The 16871-nt window shown below is 65.4% G+C and carries 14 protein-coding genes; 9 read left to right on the top strand and 5 right to left on the bottom strand.

From position 1 onward, the window contains the following. Nucleotides 1–52: 52 nt before the first annotated feature. From AC0L3U_RS21525 to AC0L3U_RS21495, 7 genes are all read left to right on the top strand, one after another. The gene (locus AC0L3U_RS21525) at nt 53–1198 is read left to right on the top strand and encodes an isobutyryl-CoA dehydrogenase (protein ID WP_473363111.1); all 1146 of its coding nucleotides are present in this window, start codon (nt 53–55) and stop codon (nt 1196–1198) included. Next, nucleotides 1195–2262 (top strand): enoyl-CoA hydratase/isomerase family protein, encoded by a 1068-nt coding sequence (locus tag AC0L3U_RS21520; RefSeq protein WP_473363110.1) that lies wholly within the window; start codon nt 1195–1197, stop codon nt 2260–2262. The genes AC0L3U_RS21525 and AC0L3U_RS21520 overlap by 4 nt, the downstream gene beginning before the upstream one ends. Nucleotides 2263–2292: 30 nt before the next feature. After that, entirely contained in the window at nt 2293–3183 is an 891-nt protein-coding gene (mmsB, locus tag AC0L3U_RS21515; protein ID WP_473363109.1) for a 3-hydroxyisobutyrate dehydrogenase, read from the top strand. Further along, nucleotides 3183–4901: an AMP-binding protein gene (locus AC0L3U_RS21510; RefSeq protein WP_473363108.1), complete on the top strand. Its 1719-nt coding sequence runs from the start codon at nt 3183–3185 to the stop codon at nt 4899–4901. The genes mmsB and AC0L3U_RS21510 overlap by 1 nt, the downstream gene beginning before the upstream one ends. Next, complete coding sequence (locus tag AC0L3U_RS21505; RefSeq protein WP_007609115.1) at nt 4902–5381, top strand: MaoC family dehydratase; 480 nt, start codon at nt 4902–4904, stop codon at nt 5379–5381. It begins immediately after the preceding gene. 225 nt (nt 5382–5606) lie between these two features. Beyond that, on the top strand, nt 5607–6524 hold the full coding sequence (locus AC0L3U_RS21500) for an SDR family NAD(P)-dependent oxidoreductase (protein ID WP_473346482.1): 918 nt from the start codon (nt 5607–5609) through the stop codon (nt 6522–6524). Beyond that, on the top strand, nt 6521–7747 hold the full coding sequence (locus AC0L3U_RS21495) for a BaiN/RdsA family NAD(P)/FAD-dependent oxidoreductase (protein ID WP_473363200.1): 1227 nt from the start codon (nt 6521–6523) through the stop codon (nt 7745–7747). The genes AC0L3U_RS21500 and AC0L3U_RS21495 overlap by 4 nt, the downstream gene beginning before the upstream one ends. An 8-nt stretch (nt 7748–7755) precedes the next feature. Here the strand turns inward: AC0L3U_RS21495 and AC0L3U_RS21490 are convergent, their stop codons facing one another. Beyond that, the gene (locus AC0L3U_RS21490) at nt 7756–8973 is read right to left on the bottom strand and encodes an MFS transporter (protein WP_473363107.1); all 1218 of its coding nucleotides are present in this window, start codon (nt 8971–8973) and stop codon (nt 7756–7758) included. 91 nt (nt 8974–9064) lie between these two features. Here AC0L3U_RS21490 and AC0L3U_RS21485 point away from each other — a divergent pair, with 91 nt between their 5' ends. After that, the gene (locus AC0L3U_RS21485; RefSeq protein WP_473363106.1) at nt 9065–9967 is read left to right on the top strand and encodes a LysR family transcriptional regulator; all 903 of its coding nucleotides are present in this window, start codon (nt 9065–9067) and stop codon (nt 9965–9967) included. Here AC0L3U_RS21485 and AC0L3U_RS21480 read toward each other — a convergent pair whose 3' ends face one another. The 3 genes from AC0L3U_RS21480 to AC0L3U_RS21470 form a co-directional block, all read right to left on the bottom strand. Beyond that, nucleotides 9968–11047 carry a D-TA family PLP-dependent enzyme gene (locus tag AC0L3U_RS21480; protein ID WP_473363105.1) on the bottom strand — a complete coding sequence of 360 codons (1080 nt, stop codon included), beginning with the start codon at nt 11045–11047 and terminating at the stop codon, nt 9968–9970. A gap of 64 nt (nt 11048–11111) precedes the next feature. Beyond that, nucleotides 11112–12917, bottom strand: coding sequence for an ABC-F family ATP-binding cassette domain-containing protein (locus AC0L3U_RS21475; RefSeq protein ID WP_473363104.1), 1806 nt, complete (start codon nt 12915–12917; stop codon nt 11112–11114). An 8-nt stretch (nt 12918–12925) separates the two neighbouring features. Beyond that, nucleotides 12926–13423 (bottom strand): YaiI/YqxD family protein, encoded by a 498-nt coding sequence (locus AC0L3U_RS21470; RefSeq protein WP_007609125.1) that lies wholly within the window; start codon nt 13421–13423, stop codon nt 12926–12928. Between the two features lie 141 nt (nt 13424–13564). On the opposite strand from AC0L3U_RS21470, the gene AC0L3U_RS21465 reads away from it, so the two are divergent. After that, nucleotides 13565–14365, top strand: a complete 801-nt coding sequence (locus tag AC0L3U_RS21465; RefSeq protein WP_473363103.1) for a hypothetical protein — start codon at nt 13565–13567, stop codon at nt 14363–14365. Between the two features lie 128 nt (nt 14366–14493). Here the strand turns inward: AC0L3U_RS21465 and AC0L3U_RS21460 are convergent, their stop codons facing one another. Then, nucleotides 14494–16866 carry a xanthine dehydrogenase family protein molybdopterin-binding subunit gene (locus AC0L3U_RS21460; protein WP_473363102.1) on the bottom strand — a complete coding sequence of 791 codons (2373 nt, stop codon included), beginning with the start codon at nt 16864–16866 and terminating at the stop codon, nt 14494–14496. Between the last annotated feature and the right edge of the window lie 5 nt (nt 16867–16871).

Raw genomic sequence — 16871 nt, 5'->3', positions numbered from 1 at the left:
ATTGCTTCGTCGCTTCGCTCCTCGCAATGACGAGAACAGTGAGCAGCCCATCATGCAGTTCGCTCTGAACGAGGATCAGATCGCGGTTCGCGACATGGCGTTGGCGTTTGCGGCGGAAAAGATCGCGCCGCACGCGCTGCGCTGGGACGAGGAGAAGCATTTTCCCGTCGAGGTGATGCGCGAGGCCGCTACGCTCGGCATGGGCGGCATCTACATCCGCGACGATGTCGGCGGCTCCGCCATGTCGCGGTTCGACGCGGCGCTGATCTTCGAGGCGCTGGCGACGGGTTGTCCGACCACCTCGGCCTTCATCTCCATCCACAACATGGCGTCCTGGATGATCGATGCCTACGGCAGCGACACCCAGCGCCACACATGGTTGCCCAAGCTCTGCACCATGGAGCTGATCGCGAGCTACTGCCTCACCGAGCCAGGCGCCGGCTCGGACGCGGCAGCGCTGCGCACCCGCGCCGTGCGCGACGGCGACCATTACGTCCTCAACGGCCAGAAGCAGTTCATCTCCGGCGCCGGCGGGACCGATCTGCTGGTCGCGATGGTGCGCACCGGCGGCGATGGCCCCGGCGGCATCTCGACGCTCGTGATCGACGGCAAGACGCCGGGCGTCTCGTTCGGCGCCAACGAGCGCAAGATGGGCTGGAACGCGCAGCCGACCCGCGCCGTGATCTTCGAGAATGCCCGCGTGCCGGTGGCCAACCGTTTGAGCGAGGAAGGCATCGGCTTCAAGATCGCGATGGCGGGCCTCGACGGCGGCCGCCTCAACATCACGGCGTGCTCGCTCGGCGGCGCGCAGACCGCGCTCGACAAGGCGCGCGCCTACATGAAAGAGCGCAAGGCGTTCGGAAAACGTCTCGACGAATTCCAGGCGCTGCAATTCAAGCTTGCCGACATGGCGATCGAGCTCGAGGCCGCGCGCACCTTCCTCTGGCGTGCCGCCGCCGCGCTGGATCGCAAGGACCCCGACGCCACCATGCTCTGCGCGATGGCCAAACGCTTCGGCACCGACGTCGGCTTCGAGGTTGCCAACCAGGCGCTCCAGCTTCATGGCGGCTACGGCTATCTCAGCGAATACGGCATCGAGAAGATCGTGCGCGATTTGCGCGTGCACCAGATCCTCGAAGGCACCAACGAAATCATGCGGCTGATCGTGGCGCGCAAATTGATCGAGGGCGCACGATGAGTGGAGTGGAGGAGGGCGATCTGGTCGCACGGGTCGAGGGCGCGGCCGGCATTATCAGGCTCAACCGCCCCAAGGCGATCAACGCCGTGACGCTGGCGATGTTTCGCGAGATCGACAAGGCGCTCGACCGTTTTGAGGCCGATCCAGCCGTTGCCCTGATCGTGCTGGAAGGTGCCGGCGAGCGCGGCCTGTGTGCCGGCGGCGACATCCGTGCGCTCTGGGAGAGCTCGAAGGTCGACGGCGACCTCGGCAAGATCCTCTGGCGGGAAGAGTACATCCTCAACGCGCGGATCAAGAAATTCCCAAAACCCTATGTCGCCTTCATGGACGGCATCGTGATGGGCGGCGGCGTCGGGCTTTCGGCACATGCGAGCCATCGAATCGTCACCGACCGCACCAGGCTCGCGATGCCCGAGGTCGGGCTCGGTTTCTTTCCCGACGTCGGCGGCACCTGGCTGTTGTCACGCGCGCCGGGCGAGATCGGCACTTATTTTGGCCTGACCGGCCAGACCATGAACGGCCCCGATGCGATCCATGCCAGATTTGCCGATGCGGTAGTACCGGCGGCCAAATGGTCCGAGTTGCGGGAAGCGCTGACCAAGGTTCGCCGGGACATCACCGCGGCCGATGTCAGCAAGCTCATCAACGGTTTTGCGACCGGGGAGACCGCCGGGCCGGTCGCCGTAAAGGAGCCGGTGATCGACGCATTGTTCGGCTTTGACCGCATGGAAGACATCTTTGCCGCGCTCAAGCGCGACGGTTCCGAGTTCGCGCTGGCGACATTGAAGACGCTCAACGAAAAATCGCCGCGCGGCATGGTGGTGACGCTGAAGCTTTTGCGGCTGGCGCGCACCGCGTCGAGCCTGGAGGAGTGCCTGGTGCGCGAATATCGGGCTGCCCTGGAAGTCTTCCGCAGCGACGACTTTCGCGAAGGCGTGCGCACCGCTGTGATCGACAAGGACCGCAATCCGACCTGGTCGCCGTCTCGGATCGAGGACGTCACGCCGGACCTACTTGCGCACTATCTCGCCGAGATCGGCGCCGACGAATTGAAGTTCAACTAATCAACGAAACGTTCAGCGGAGGAAACCAAGATGGCCACGATCGCATTCATCGGTCTCGGCAACATGGGCGGCCCCATGGCCGCCAATCTGGTCAAGGCCGGCCACAAGGTCGTCGCTTTCGACCTCGCCGAGGCCTCCCGCAACCAGGCCAAGGCCGATGGCGCGGGCATCGCCGAGAGCGCGGCAGGCGCCGTGAAGGGCGCCGATGTCGTTGTCACCATGCTGCCGGCCGGCAAGCATGTGCTCGGCGTGTGGGGCGAGGTCGTTCCTGTCATGACCAAGGGCGCGCTGATCATCGATAGTTCCACCATCGACGTCGAGAGCGCGCGCCAGGCGCATGTGCTGGCGGCCAAGCACGGCGTGCTTTCGGTCGACGCGCCGGTCTCCGGTGGCACCGGCGGCGCCAAGGGTGCGACGCTCACCTTCATGTGCGGCGGCGAGGACAACGCGTTTGCTGCGGCAAAGCCCGTGCTGGAGAACATGGGCAAGAAGATCGTGCATTGCGGCGGTGCCGGCGCGGGCCAGGCGGCAAAAATCTGCAACAACATGATCCTCGGAATTTCCATGATCGCGGTGAGCGAAGCGTTCGCGCTGGCCGAGAAGCTCGGGCTCTCGCATCAGGCGCTGTTCGACGTCGCCTCGACCTCGTCAGGCCAGTGCTGGTCGCTGACGACCTATTGCCCGGTGCCCGGACCGGTGCCGACCTCGCCCGCCAACAACGACTACAAGCCGGGCTTTGCCTCGGCGCTGATGGTGAAGGATCTGACGCTGGCGCAGGACGCCGCCAAGGCCGCCGGCGCGGCAACGCCGCTCGGCAAGCATGCGCAGGAAATTTACCAGGCCTTCGACAGGGACGGCCAGGGTGGGGTGGATTTTTCCGGAATTATCAAGCACGTTAGGGGGCTGGCCGGGAAAGCCTAATGACGACATTTCAGGAAGCGCGCGCGTTTCTGCTCCACAACCGCACGGACTACGAGACAGCGGTCAAAGACTTCCGCTGGCCCGATCCTGTTCCCTTCAACTGGGCACTCGACTGGTTCGACGCCGAGCTGGCGGCGAATGCGGACAGCAAGGATCGTCCTGCGCTCTGGATCGTCGATGCCGCGCAGGACCGCCAGACCAAGCTCTCGTTCGGGGCGTTGTCGCGCCGCTCCAACCAGGTCGCGAACTTCCTTCGTGCACAGGGCTTGAAGCGCGGCGATCATCTCCTGCTGCTGCTCGGCAATGTCGTTCCGCTGTGGGAGACGATGCTGGCCGCGATCAAGCTCGGCGTCGTCGTGATTCCCGCGACAACGCTGCTCACCGCCGACGAGCTGCGCGACCGGCTCGATCGCGGCCAGGCGAAGGCGGTGGTGGCAGCGCAAGACCAGGTTGCGAAGTTCGCAAGTCTTGGTGCCGACAATATCGTCCGCATCGTCGTGGGCGAAGCCTCCGATGGCTGGCTTTCCTATGATGACGCGGCAAAGGCGTCGGAGAGCTTTGCAGCCGACGGCCCGACCAACGCCGACGACCCGATGCTGCTCTATTTCACCTCAGGCACCACCGCAAAGCCAAAACTGGTGCGGCACAGCCAGCGCAGTTACCCAATCGGCCATCTCTCGACCATGTACTGGATCGGGTTGAAGCCAGGCGACGTGCATCTCAATATCTCCTCGCCCGGCTGGGCCAAGCACGCCTGGAGCTGTTTCTTCGCGCCGTGGAATGCGGGCGCGACCGTGTTCGTGGTCAACCAGCCGCGCTTCGATGCCAAGGGGCTGCTTGCCACCATCGGCCGCTGCGGCGTCACCACGCTGTGCGCGCCGCCGACGGTGTGGCGGCTGTTCATCCAGGAGAACCTGGCGTCGTTCAAAGTGGCCTTGCGCGAGGTCTGCGGTGCCGGCGAGCCGCTCAATCCGGAGGTGATCGACCAGGTGCAGGCCGCCTGGGGCCTCACCATCCGCGACGGTTACGGCCAGACCGAAACGACGGCGCTCGCCGGCAACTCGCCGGGGCAGACGATCAAGATCGGCTCGATGGGCCGGCCGCTGCCGGGCTATCGCGTGCAGGTCAGCGACGCCGATGGTCATCCGGCCAAGGAGGGCGAGGTGGCTCTGGTGCTCGGCCAAAACCGCCCCGCCGGCCTGATGCAGGGCTATCAGGGCGACAACGGTGGGCTGTCCGGCGCCGAAGGCGAGCTTTATCGCAGCGGCGACGTCGTGTTCGAGGACGACGACGGCTATCTCACCTTCGTCGGTCGCTCCGACGACGTGTTCAAATCCTCCGACTATCGCATCAGCCCGTTCGAGCTCGAGAGCGTGTTGCTCGAGCACGAGCTCGTCGCGGAAGCCGCCGTGGTGCCGAGCCCGGATCCGATCCGGCTCGCGATTCCCAAGGCCTTCGTGCTGCTGACATCCGGCGCGGAGCGCTCGCCGGAAACCGCGCTCTCCATCTTCAAGCATCTGCACACGCGCCTTGCGCCGTTCAAGCGCATCCGCCGCCTCGAAATTGTCACGGAGCTGCCGAAGACGATCTCGGGAAAGATCCGCCGCGTTCAGCTCAGACGTCTCGAGCGTGACGACGATCGCAACGACCCCCTGCGCGGCCGCGAATTCCGCGAAGAGGATTTTCCGGAGCTACCGAAAACACGGAGTGAGACCTAAGTGAACGAAGTCTGGAAGAAGCCGCCGATTTCCCTGGACGCCTATCAGGCCATGGTTGGCAAGGAGATCGGCGTGTCGTCGTGGCACCTGGTCGATCAGCCACGCATCGACACCTATGCCGACGTGATCGAGGATCACCAGTTCATCCATGTCGATCCGGAGCGTGCGAAGAAGGAGACGGCGTTCGGCACTACCATCGCGCACGGTTTCCTGACGATGTCGCTGCTGTCGATCATGTCCTATGAGGTGATGCCCGTCATCGCGGGCACCACGATGGGGGTCAATTACGGTTTCGACAAGCTGCGTTTCATCTCGCCGGTGCGCTCGGGCAAGCGCGTTCGCGGCCGTTTCGTGCTGGCGGAAGCCAAGCTGCGCAAGCCGAATGAATTGCAGTCGCGCACCAACGTCACCGTGGAGATTGAAGGAGAGGACAAGCCCGCGCTGGTCGCGGAGTGGCTGGGATTGATCTATTTCGCCTGAGGGGGCCGTCGCTGCCGGGCTTGACCCGGCAGCCCATCGCTGCTCAAAAAGCGACCCAAAGCGCGGTCTGACCCTCTCCCCTTGTGGGAGAGGGTGGCTTCGCGGAGCGAAGCCGGGTGAGGGCTATCTCTCCGCGGACTCGCTCGTCGAGACAACCCCTCATCCGGCGCTTCGCGCCACCTTCTCCCACAAGGGGAGAAGGAAGAAGAAGCAGGAACTGCACTCATGGCAATCAGGTTCGACGGACGCGTCGCTATCGTCACCGGCGCGGGCAATGGTCTGGGGCGCGCGCATGCGCTGGGGTTGGCAAGCCGCGGCGCCAAAGTCGTGGTCAACGATTTCGGCGGCGCGCGCGACGGCAGCGGCGGCTCGCTCTCGCCGGCGGAAACCGTGGTCGAGGAGATCCGTAAAGCGGGCGGCATCGCCATGGCCGACGGTGCCGACGTCTCCAATTTCGAGCAGGTCACCGCGATGGTCGAGCGCGCCACCAAGGAGTGGGGCAGCGTCGATCTCTTGTGCGCCAATGCCGGCATTTTGCGCGACAAGTCGTTCGGCAAGATGGAAGCGGCCGATTTCCAGAAGGTACTCGACGTGCATCTCGTCGGCACCTTTTATTGCTGCAAAGCGGCCTGGGCCGGCATGCGCGATCGCAACTACGGCCGCATCGTGCTGACGACGTCGTCCTCCGGCCTCTACGGCAATTTCGGCCAGGCCAATTACGGTGCGGCCAAGTCCGGCATGGTCGGCCTGATGAACGTGCTGGCGGAAGAGGGCCGCAAGTCCGACATCCGTGTCAACATCATCTCGCCGACGGCGGCAACCCGCATGACGGAAGAGCTGCTGCCGCCGCAGGCGCTGCAATTGATGAAGCCGAATGCGATCACGCCCGCGGTCGAATACATGTTGAGCGAGGACGCGCCGACCCGCACCATCATGGGCGCTGGCGCCGGCTCGTTCGCGGTGATCAAGATCGTCGAAAGCGAGGGCATCAACCTGCCGGAGTCCGAGTGGACCCCGGACGCGGTCGCAGCGCATTTCGCCGAGATCAGCGACATGTCGAAGGCGAAGGCGCTGCAGGGAGCGTTCGAGCAGACGCAGAAATACGTGGCGCAGGCCGCTGCGCGCGCCGGGGTGAAACTCTGACAGCTGTCGCCGTCATCGGCGCCGGTCCTGCCGGGCTGATGGCGGCCGAAGTGCTCGCGCAGGGCGGTGCTCGTGTGACCGTCCACGACGCCATGCCGTCTGCGGGCCGCAAATTCCTGATGGCCGGCCGCGGCGGTCTCAACCTCACCCACAGCGAACCGCTGCCGCAGTTCATGGCGCGCTACCGCGAGGCGGCGCCGAGACTACAGGCTGCGATCGAAGCGTTTTCTCCTGACGCACTGCGCGCCTGGAGCGAGGCGCTGGGCGAGCCGACTTTTGTCGGCTCCAGCGGGCGTGTGTTTCCGAAAGCGTTCAAGGCATCGCCCTTGCTGCGGGCCTGGCTGCGGCGCCTCGATGCTGCTGGCGTGCGCTTTGCCTTTCGCCAGCGCTGGATGGGCTGGGACGGGGAAGGACGGCTGGTCTTTGATGCACCCGGCGGCCGCGCCACCATCGCCGCGGACGCCACGGTGCTGGCCGTGGGCGGCGCCAGCTGGCCGCGGCTAGGCTCGGATGGCGGCTGGACGACGATCCTGGCCGACAAAGGCGTTGCGATCTCGCCGCTGCTGCCGGCGAACTGCGGCTTCACCGTGGCATGGTCCGAAATCTTCCGCGCGCGCTTCGAAGGCCAGCCGCTCAAGGGCATCACGCTGTCCTTTGGCGCGCAGCGCGTGCGCGGCGAGGCCATGATCACAAGCGGCGGGATCGAGGGCGGGGCGATCTATGCGCTGTCGGCCGACCTGCGCGAGGCGATCGCGGCGAACGGCGAAGCGGTCCTGCAGGTCGGTTTGCGGCCGGATGCCGATCATGGCGAACTCGTCAAGCGCCTGTCCGCCTCGCGCGGCAAGCAATCATTCTCCAACTTCCTGCGCAAGGCGGCGCAGCTGTCGCCGGTTGCGGTCGGGCTGTTGCAGGAAGCCGCCATCGGTGCTGGCCAATCGTTGTCGGCGATATCGGCTGAACGGTTGGCCGAGCTCATCAACGCCGTGCCGGTCAAGCTCACGGGCGTCGCGCCGATCGCGCGCGCGATCTCCAGCGCCGGCGGGATTTCCTTCGATGAACTCGACTCCGACTTCATGATCCGCAAGCTGCCGGGCGTGTTCGCGGCCGGTGAGATGCTGGACTGGGAGGCGCCGACGGGGGGCTATTTGCTCCAGGCCTCGTTCGCGACCGGAGCTGCGGCGGGCAGGGGCGCCTTGCAACGGCTCGCCCAATTGTCGCCCTGACCATCCCATCATGACGTTCCGGTCGGGGTTGCGAGATCCGTCAGGAGACCGAGCACGCCGAAGCTTGCCGCCACTGCGCAGACCATGGTCCAGCCGCCAAAACTCCAGGCCAGCGATGCCGCCGCCGCGCCGACGCCACCGCCGATAAAGAACAGCGCGACGAACAGGCCGTTCATGCGACCGCGAGCCTCCGGGCGCAACAGGTTGATGGCGCGGCGGCCCAGCGTCTGGTCGGTGGTGATGCCGATGTCGAGCAGGATCGTGCCGAGGCTCAGGACCAGCAGACCGGTGATCTGGGATTCAAGCACGCCCGCCCAGGCACAGAGCGCAAGCGACCCGATGATGAGCAGATGGGCGGCAAAGAACATCGGCCGCGCCCGGCCCTTGTCGCCCCAGCGGCCGGCCATCGGCGTCGCCGCGGCGCCCGCCACGCCGATCAGTGCGAAAGCCGCAACTCCCTTGGAATGGAGGTCGAACGGCGCCTCCGGCAGCCGCAGCGCGACCGCCGACCAGAACGCCGTGAAGGAGGCCATGACAAGCGACGCGGTCCAGGCCCGCACGCGCAGCACGGGCTCTTCGCGGAGTAGTCTTGGAAAGGACAGCAGCAATTCGGCGTAGCTCGCGCGTCCCGTCGGTTGAAGGGTCGGAAGGTAACGGGCGAGCGCGCCGGCAAGCAGGGCCATCAGAGCGGCCGAGACGACATAGTAGGCACGCCAGCTCCAGAGATCGGCGATCAGGCTCGCCGCGGGTCGTGACAACAGGATGCCGATCATCAATCCGCCCATCACCTCGCCGATGGCCTGGCCGCGGCGATCCGGCGCCACCATCGATGCGACCAGCGGAACCATCATCTGGATCGCCGCGCAGCAGGCGCCGAGGATGAAGGTGGCGAGCAGCAGAAGCGCAGGCGTCGGCGCGAGCGCCGTCGCAAGAGCCGCGAGGATCGCGCAGCCGAGTGTGCGGAGGATGACAAGCCGGTTCTCGACCAGATCGACCAGAGGCACGAGCAGCAGTAGGCCGAGTGCATAGCCGAGCAAGGTCAGCGTGCTGATCAGCCCCGCCTGCCACGCCGGCATGGACATCGACCGGCCGATCAGGCCGAGCAGGATCTGCGGCGCGAACAGATTGGTGACGACGACACCGGCGGTGATCGCACCGAGCCAGATCAGCGGCCGCTCGGCGAGCTGGTTTCGGGACGCAGGCCTGGTGGCTTCGGAGACAGTCATGGGACCTCGCAGCTGTGGCGCGGGACCCTTTAAGCGGGGACATCAATATGCTACAATTCAAATAAGCCTATAAAGAATATGCGGGTTTGTTATGAATACCCATGACCTTGTCGCCTTCGTCGCCGTGGTCGAGACCGGATCGATCGTCGCAGCTTCGGCGCGTCTCAATCTGACCCAGCCTGGCGTGACCCGACGTATCCAGAATCTCGAGGAGATGTTGGGGGCGCAGCTTCTGGATCGGCTGTCGAAGCCCCTGAAGCCGACGGCAGCGGGCCATGAGGCCTACGAGCAGGGCAGGCGCCTGCTCAGGATGCTGGACGACCTCAAGTCGGGTGTGGCCAACGACGGAATGGTCCGCGGCGAGTTCAGGCTCGGTCTGACGCCGTTTCTCTCGGAGGCGGGCCTGACCGCACCACTCGATGCGGTGCGCGCCGAATTTCCCGCGCTGGCGGTGCGGGTGGTCTCCGGTTGGTCGCCGGACCAGCTCGAGCGTGTCTGCCGCAACGAGCTCGATGCAGCCGCGATTTGTCTACCCGACGGTGCAGTGCCGCCCGCCGATCTGGCGGCCGACGATCTCGGCGCGCAGCCCGTCGTCTTCGTCGTCGCACGCGACATGAAGATTCCGCGCACTGTCGACCTGGAAAGGCTGTCCCAATTGTCGTGGGTGATCAACCAGGACGGCTGTGGATTTCGCGATACGCTGAAGCGAAAATTCGATGCCTCGCATCTGCCGTTCAACATCGCCGTCGAGGCGCTGGACAGTGAGCTTCGCCTGTCGCTGGTGTCGCGTGGCCTCGGCGTCGGGCTGGTCACCCCGATCGCCCTGAAACGCAGCGCATTTCGCGACAGGCTCAAGCCGGTCGCTGCGCGCGACTTTAAACCCGCCGTGCGCGCATGGGTGGTGCATCGCGCCCCCGCCGGTCGGCTGGAGCGGCCGATCAAACTCTTCCGCGATGGCCTGGTCCGGGAACTCCAGGCGCTGATCGGGGGCTAGCTACCGCAGCTTCCCCCGTGCCGCCACCGGCAGCGTGCCGATGATCTCCTCGCCGCGCACCATCACCACTTCGTCCATCATGTTGACGACGACGCAGACGTGATTGGGCACGATGCGTACGATGTCGCCGACATTGGGCCGGGTGTTGCTGCGGGAGAGATCGAGGAAGCCGTGCTCCTCGGCGAAGCGTGCGATCTTTGCTTCGGGGTGCTCCAGGATCAGGCCGTGCCCGTCGAGGCCGCCGGTATCCGTGGTCAGCGTCTTGGAGCCGGCGTCGAGGATTCCGCGCTCGGGCGCGGCACGGCTCACCACGGTCGAATAGATGTGCAGCGCGCAGTCTTCCCAGGTGGCGGAGCCGGCGGCGACCTGCATGCGGTCGTTGTAGATGTAGGTGCCGAAGCGGTGCTCGGTGCCGCCCTTGAGCTTGCCGAGATTCTTCAGGTTCGGCGTGCCGCCGGTCGAGACGATCTTTGCATCCAGCCCGTGCGCGCGCACGCCGGCCAGAGCTTCATCGTAGAATTTTTGCGCATCCGCCCAGCCAGTCTCGGTCGGATACATCATGAAGCCGGCGAATTGCAGGCCCTTGGATACGGCAATCTCCTGTGCCAGGGCAATCGCCTCGGCTGGCGTCTCGACGCCGGCGCGCTTGCGGCCCGTGTCGCATTCGACCACGACCGACAGCGGTCGGCCTGAGGCCGCAGCGGCCTTGGGCAGGCCGGCAACGACGATCGAATTGTCGGCGGCGACCGTCATGTTCGCCTTTGCCTGCAGCGCCCCTAACCGCGCCATCTTCTCTTCGCCGAGCAGGTTGTAGCTGATCAGGATGTCGTCGACACCGGCATTGACCATGATCTCGGCCTCACCGAGCTTCTGGCAGGTGATGCCCTTCGCGCCGGCAGCAATCTGCATCTTCGCGATCGTCGGGTTCTTGTGCGTCTTGATGTGGGGACGGTTGGCGATCCCGGCGTCATCGCAGGCCTTCTGAATCCGCGCGATGTTGCGCTCGACCTTGTCCATGTCGATGACGGCGCAGGGCGTGCCGTATTCGCGGGCGATCTTGGCGGCAAGAGTCGTTGTCATGGAAGTCTCTGAGTTGGCGCGCATTCCGTTTGCAAAAGCGGTGCCCACTTTTGCGAAATGCACGCTAGGCCTGTTCAATCTCTTCGCGCCGCACTTCTAGCTCCAGCCATTTGTCTTCGGCCTCCGCCAGTTCCTTTTGCGCCTTCGTCAGAGCATCGGAGGCCTGGTCGAAGCGCTTGCGATCCTTGCGGAAGAGATCTGGATCGTCAAGGAAGCGCTGCTGCTTGGCGATCTCGGCCTGCAGCTTGGCGATGGTCTTGGGCAGCGTCTCCAGCGCGTGTTGCTCGTTGAAGGTCAGCCGTCGTCTCGCGACGCCGGAAGGCGCGGCTGATCGCTGCTCTCTCGTCTCTTCGACGGCCTTCGCTGTCGCGCGCTTCACGTCGGCGCCGCGCTGGGCCAGCATGTCGGTATAACCGCCCGCATATTCGAGCCAGCGTCCGTTGCCCTCGGGCACGATCACGGACGTCACCACGCGGTCGAGAAAATCGCGATCATGGCTGATCAGGATCACGGTACCCTCGTAGTCGCTGAGCATTTCCTCGAGGACGTCGAGGGTCTCGAGGTCGAGGTCGTTGGTCGGCTCGTCCAGCACCAGGAGGTTGGAGGGCTTCGCCAGCGCGCGCGCCAGCATCAGCCGGCCGCGCTCACCGCCCGACAGCACCTCCAGCGGCGTGCGCATCTGTTCCTGGGCGAACAGGAAGTCCTTCATGTAGCTGACGACGTGCTTCGGTTTGCCGCCGACCATGACATGGTCGCCGCGGCCGCCGGTGAGCGCCTCGGCCAGCGTCGTCTTCGGATCGAGACTCTCACGATGCTGGTCGAGCGTCGCCATCTCGATGTTGGCGCCGAGCCGTAAGCTGCCGCTGTCCGGTGCGCTGCCGCCGGTCAGCATCTCGATCAGCGTGGTCTTGCCGGCGCCGTTCGGGCCGACGATGCCGATGCGATCACCGCGCTGGACGCGGATCGAGAAGCCGTCGACGATCTTTCGCTCGCCGTAGGACCGGCTGATATTCTTGGCCTCGATGACGAGCTTGCCGGATTTGTCGGCCTCGGCAGCCGCGAGGTTGGCGTTGCCGGTCGCGTCGCGATGGGTGCGGCGCTGGTCGCGCAGCGCGTGGAGATTGCCGAGCCGCTTGACGTTGCGCTTGCGGCGGCCCGAGACGCCGTAGCGCAACCAATGCTCTTCGTTGACGATCTTGCGGTCGAGCTTGTGCTGGTCGCGCTCTTCCTCCGCGAGCACCTCGTCGCGCCAGGCCTCGAAGGCACTGAAGCCGCGGTCGATCTGCCGGATCTGGCCGCGGTCGAGCCAGGCGGTGCTGCGCGAGAGATTACCGAGGAAGCGCCGATCATGGCTGATGATCACCAGCGCGCAGCGGCGGCTCTCCAGTTCGCTCTCCAGCCATTCGATGGTCGGAAGATCCAGATGGTTGGTCGGCTCGTCCAGCAGCAGGATATCGGGCGAGGGCGCCAGCACGCGTGCCAGCGCGGCACGGCGGGCTTCGCCGCCGGAGACATGCGCCGGATCTTCTTCACCGCTCAGACCGAGCTGCTCGACCAGATAGCGCGCCTGATAGTGGTCGTCGCCGGCATTGAGGCCGGCCTCGACATAGGCCAGCGTGGTGGAGAAACCGGAAAAATCCGGCTCCTGCGGCAGGTAGCGGATGGTGGCGCCGGGCTGCACGAAGCGGCTGCCGCTGTCTGGTTCGACCAGGCCGGCGGCGATCTTGAGCAGCGTCGATTTACCGGAACCGTTGCGGCCGATCAGGCAGACGCGCTCGCCGGTCGAAACCGACAGTTCGACGCCCGCCAGGAGCGGCGTGCCGCCAAAGGTCAGCTTGATATCGCGCAGTTGAATCAGCGGTGGCGCCATGCGGTGTCTCAGTCCTGTCTTGTTGCGGCCTGATCGGCGCGGCGGCGCTGGATGCGGCGGATGGTCTGGTCGAGCGTCGACAGAAACGTCGAGCGGTCGCGCGGCGAATATGATTTCGGACCGCCGGTGACTTCGCCGGCCGAGCGCAGATCGGTCATCAGGTTGCGGACCGCGAGCGTCATCCCGATCGATTCCTCGGTGAACGCCTTGCCGTTGGACGCAATCACATCGGCGCCGGCCTTGACGCAGCGGCTCGCGAGCGGAATATCCGAGGTAATGACGATATCGCCGGGCCCGGCGCGTTCTGCGATCCAGTCATCGGCCGCGTCCATGCCGGCGCCCGCGGCGACCCGCTCGATCAGCGGATCCTGGGGCACGCGGATGAAATTGCCCGCGACCACGCTCACGGGCAGGCCGTGCCTGCCGGCGACGCGATAGATCTCGTCCTTCACCGGACAAGCGTCGGCGTCGACATAGATGCGGGTGGTGTTTTGAGGGTTCGTCATTGTCCGTAGATAGGGCTTGCGAAGCGGTTCCGCAGCAGCCGCGTGGTACCCCATTCGGGCTGCAAAGGCGAGGGGATTGACCCCGGTTCCTCAGGGCCTACGATCGGCCCGAAACAACAAGAATTTGGGGAAAGCCAAGCCATGCCGAACCGGCTCGAAACCTATCGCGTCGAGGCCTACAACACGGCCAAGCAATCCGAAAACAAGATGCATGACGACAATGTGGCGCGCCGCTTCGGGTTTTCCGGTGGGCTGGTTCCCGGCGTCGACGTCTTCGCCTACATGATGCATGTGCCGGTGGCGCGCTGGGGCCGCGATTTCCTGTCGCGCGGGCTGATCGAGGCGCGTTTCATCAAGCCGGTCTATGACGGCGAGACCGCCGACGTCGATGCGACCGAGCACAACGGCCTGCTCACCATCGAGGTGTTCAGCCGCACCGAGCTCTGTGCCACCGGCACGGCATCGCTGCCGGCGATTGCGACTGCGGTGTCGTTGAGCGACTACATCGCAGTCCCGGCAGTCGCGGAGCGCAAGCCGGTCAGCCCGGCAACATTCGAGACGGGCAAATGGCTCGGTACGACGCCGCGCCGCTGGGCCGGGCAGGATGCCGCCGACTATCTCGCCGACATCCGCGAGGCCGATCCGATCTTCGCGCGCGAGGGGCTCGGCCACCCCGGCCTGATCCAGCGCGTCATGAATCGCGTGCTGGTGGACAACACCATCCTCGGCCCGTGGATCCATGTCGGCAGCCGTATGCAACTGCTGTCAGCCGCACACGCCGGTGACGAGATCAGCGCGCGGGCAAAAGTCACCGCGAACTACGAGAAGAAGGGCCACCGCTTCGTCGAGCTCGACGCGCTGGTGGTCGCCAACGGCACGACGCCGCTCGCGCACTGCCAGCACACCGCGATCTACCAGCCGCGCGAGCAGGCGGCGGCGTAGGCGGTAGGTAAGGGGCACATCATCACCACATCGTCATGCCCGGGCTTGTCCCGGGCATCCACGTTCTTGATGCCTCACGGCGTGGATGGCCGGGTCAAGCCCGGCCATGACGAAGGAGAGAGCGTGATTTACGCCGCTTTCCCCTTCGCATCCTGGATCGCGCGCCACACGCGTTCCGGAGTCAGCGGCATGTCGATGTGCTTGACGCCGTAGTCGGAGAGCGCGTCGATCACCGCGTTCACGACCGTTGACAGGCTGCCGGCGCAACCGGCTTCGCCGCAGCCCTTGCTGCCGAGTGGATTGGTCGTGGCCGGCACCGGGTGGTCGCCGATCGTCATGTTCGGAACGTCCTCGGCGCGGGGCAGTGCGTAGTCCATCAGCGAGCCCGTGATCGGCTGGCCGCTCTCGTCGTAGCGGACGTGCTCCATCAGAGCCTGGCCGATGCCCTGGACGACGCCGCCATGGAGCTGGCCCGCGACCAGCAGCGGATTGATCACCGTGCCGAAATCGTTGACCGCGCTGTAGCGCACGATCTGCACGACGCCGGTCTCAGGGTCGATTTCAACTTCGGCGACATGGCAGCCGTTCGGGAAGGCCGAGGGCACCGGTTCGCTGGTGTGATCGACGTCGAGGCTGTCGGGCACGCCCTCCGGCGTCTTGCCGTCGTGCAGGCGTTTTGCCAGCTCCATGATGTCGATGCTGCGGTCGGTGCCGGCGATGGTGAAACTGCCGCCTTCGAATTCGATGTCGGCTTCGGAGGCCTCCAGCATATGCGCGGCGGCGCGCTTGCCCTTCTCGATCACGAGCTTGGCGGCACCCACGATCGCCATGCCGGTCGCGGTGATCGAGCGCGAGCCGCCGGTGCCATTGCCGGTATGGACGATATCGCTGTCGCCCTGCACCAGCTTGACGCTGTCGAAGGGCACGCCAAGCTGCGCACACAGGACCTGCGCGAATGCGGATGCGTGGCCCTGGCCGTAATCGAGCGTACCGGTGATGAGCTGCACCGAGCCATCGGGATCGAACACAATCTTGCCGAGTTCGACGCCGGGAGGTGCGGTCACCTCCAGATAGGAGCCGACGGCGATGCCGCGCAGCTTGCCGGACTTCTTGCTCTCCTTCTTGCGCCTGGCAAAATTCTCGTGATCGGAGATCTCGAGCGCCTTGTTGAAGACAGCCTGGAAGTCGCCGCTGTCGTAGGTGACGCCGGAGGACGCGGCGAACGGCATCTGGTTCTGCTTGATGAAGTTGCGCTTGCGCAAGGTCAGGCGGTTGATGCCCATCTCGTCGGCGGCGCGGTCGATCAGCCGCTCCATGTAATAGTTCGCCTCGGGCCGGCCGGCGCCGCGATAGGCGCCCATCAGCGTGGTGTTGGTCAGCACCGTCTTGATGTCGACCGCCATCAGCGGTGTGCGATAGACGCTGGAGAAGTTCTTGCTGGTGTTGAGCGAGAGCGGACTGGGGGCAACGCCGGTGATGTAAGCACCGAGATTGCCGTAGCCCGAGAGCTTGGCGGCCAGGAAATGTCCCTCGGCGTCCAGCGCGAGCTCGGCGTGAATCTTCTGCGCACGGCCGTGGCTGTCGGACAAGAAGCTGGTCGAGCGTTCGTCCAGCCATTTCACCGGCCGTCCCAATTCCTTGGCCGCGTACAGGATGCACATGTATTCGGGATAGTTGACGTTCTTCATGCCGAAGGAGCCGCCGACATTGGCGGTGAGGATGCGCACCTTCTCGTTCGGCACTTTCAGGTTCTTGGCGAGGTTGGCGCGGTTGCCGGCGACGCCCTGTGTCGGCATCTGGATGGTGTAGCGCTCGGTCTTCTTGTCGTAGGAGGCAAGGCCCACGCGCGGCTCCATCGAGACCACGGCGACGCGGGTGTTCTCGATGTCGACCTTGGTCACGTGCGCGGCGCTGGCGAAGGCGGCGTTGACCTTCTCGATGTCGCCATAGTGGTAGTCGAGCGCGACATTGTTCGGGATGTGGTCGTAGAGTTGCGGCGCGCCAGGTTTTGCGGCTTGCTCGGGATCGGTCACCGCCGGCAGCGGCTCGATATCGAGCTCGACCGCCTCGGCCGCGTCGCGCGCCTGGGCCAGCGTCTCCGCCACCACGAAGGCGACGGGATCGCCGACGAAGCGGACCTTGTCGGTTGCGAGCGGCTGCCGGTTGGTCTGGAGCAGGGGCGAGCCGTCACGGCTCTTCAGCGGCAGGCCGCAGGTGAAGGGGCCGTAGCCTGCCGCATCGAGGTCTTTGCCGGTCCACACCCCTAGCACGCCCGGCATCGCCCTGGCGGCGTCGATGTTGATGCCGCGAATGATGCCGTGGGCATGGGTCGAGCGGACGATCGCGGCATGGGCCTGGCCGGGCAGGTTGAAATCGTCGGTGTAGCGGCCCTTGCCGCGCACCAGGGTATCGTCCTCCTTGCGGCGGACCGGCTGCCCGACACCATATTTTTGCAGTGCAATAGCGTTTTCGAGCGTGGAGGATTTGGTGTGTTCTTGCATGGAAT

The sequence above is a fragment of the Bradyrhizobium sp. Kon69 genome (assembly GCF_055807515.1).
Note: the sequence above shows the minus strand (reverse complement) of the source record. Positions and strands in the feature narration are given on the sequence as shown.

Excerpts from the sequence above, each read along its gene's own strand:
- AC0L3U_RS21520 (WP_473363110.1), top strand. The coding sequence starts at position 1,195 with ATGAGTGGAGTGGAGGAGGGCGATCTGGTCGCACGGGTCGAGGGCGCG.
- AC0L3U_RS21485 (WP_473363106.1), top strand. The coding sequence starts at position 9,065 with ATGAATACCCATGACCTTGTCGCCTTCGTCGCCGTGGTCGAGACCGGA.
- AC0L3U_RS21500 (WP_473346482.1), top strand. The coding sequence starts at position 5,607 with ATGGCAATCAGGTTCGACGGACGCGTCGCTATCGTCACCGGCGCGGGC.
- AC0L3U_RS21465 (WP_473363103.1), top strand. The coding sequence starts at position 13,565 with ATGCCGAACCGGCTCGAAACCTATCGCGTCGAGGCCTACAACACGGCC.
- AC0L3U_RS21470 (WP_007609125.1), bottom strand. The coding sequence starts at position 13,423 with ATGACGAACCCTCAAAACACCACCCGCATCTATGTCGACGCCGACGCT.
- AC0L3U_RS21490 (WP_473363107.1), bottom strand. The coding sequence starts at position 8,973 with ATGACTGTCTCCGAAGCCACCAGGCCTGCGTCCCGAAACCAGCTCGCC.
- AC0L3U_RS21475 (WP_473363104.1), bottom strand. The coding sequence starts at position 12,917 with ATGGCGCCACCGCTGATTCAACTGCGCGATATCAAGCTGACCTTTGGC.
- AC0L3U_RS21460 (WP_473363102.1), bottom strand. The coding sequence starts at position 16,866 with ATGCAAGAACACACCAAATCCTCCACGCTCGAAAACGCTATTGCACTG.
- AC0L3U_RS21525 (WP_473363111.1), top strand. The coding sequence starts at position 53 with ATGCAGTTCGCTCTGAACGAGGATCAGATCGCGGTTCGCGACATGGCG.
- mmsB (WP_473363109.1), top strand. The coding sequence starts at position 2,293 with ATGGCCACGATCGCATTCATCGGTCTCGGCAACATGGGCGGCCCCATG.
- AC0L3U_RS21510 (WP_473363108.1), top strand. The coding sequence starts at position 3,183 with ATGACGACATTTCAGGAAGCGCGCGCGTTTCTGCTCCACAACCGCACG.
- AC0L3U_RS21480 (WP_473363105.1), bottom strand. The coding sequence starts at position 11,047 with ATGACAACGACTCTTGCCGCCAAGATCGCCCGCGAATACGGCACGCCC.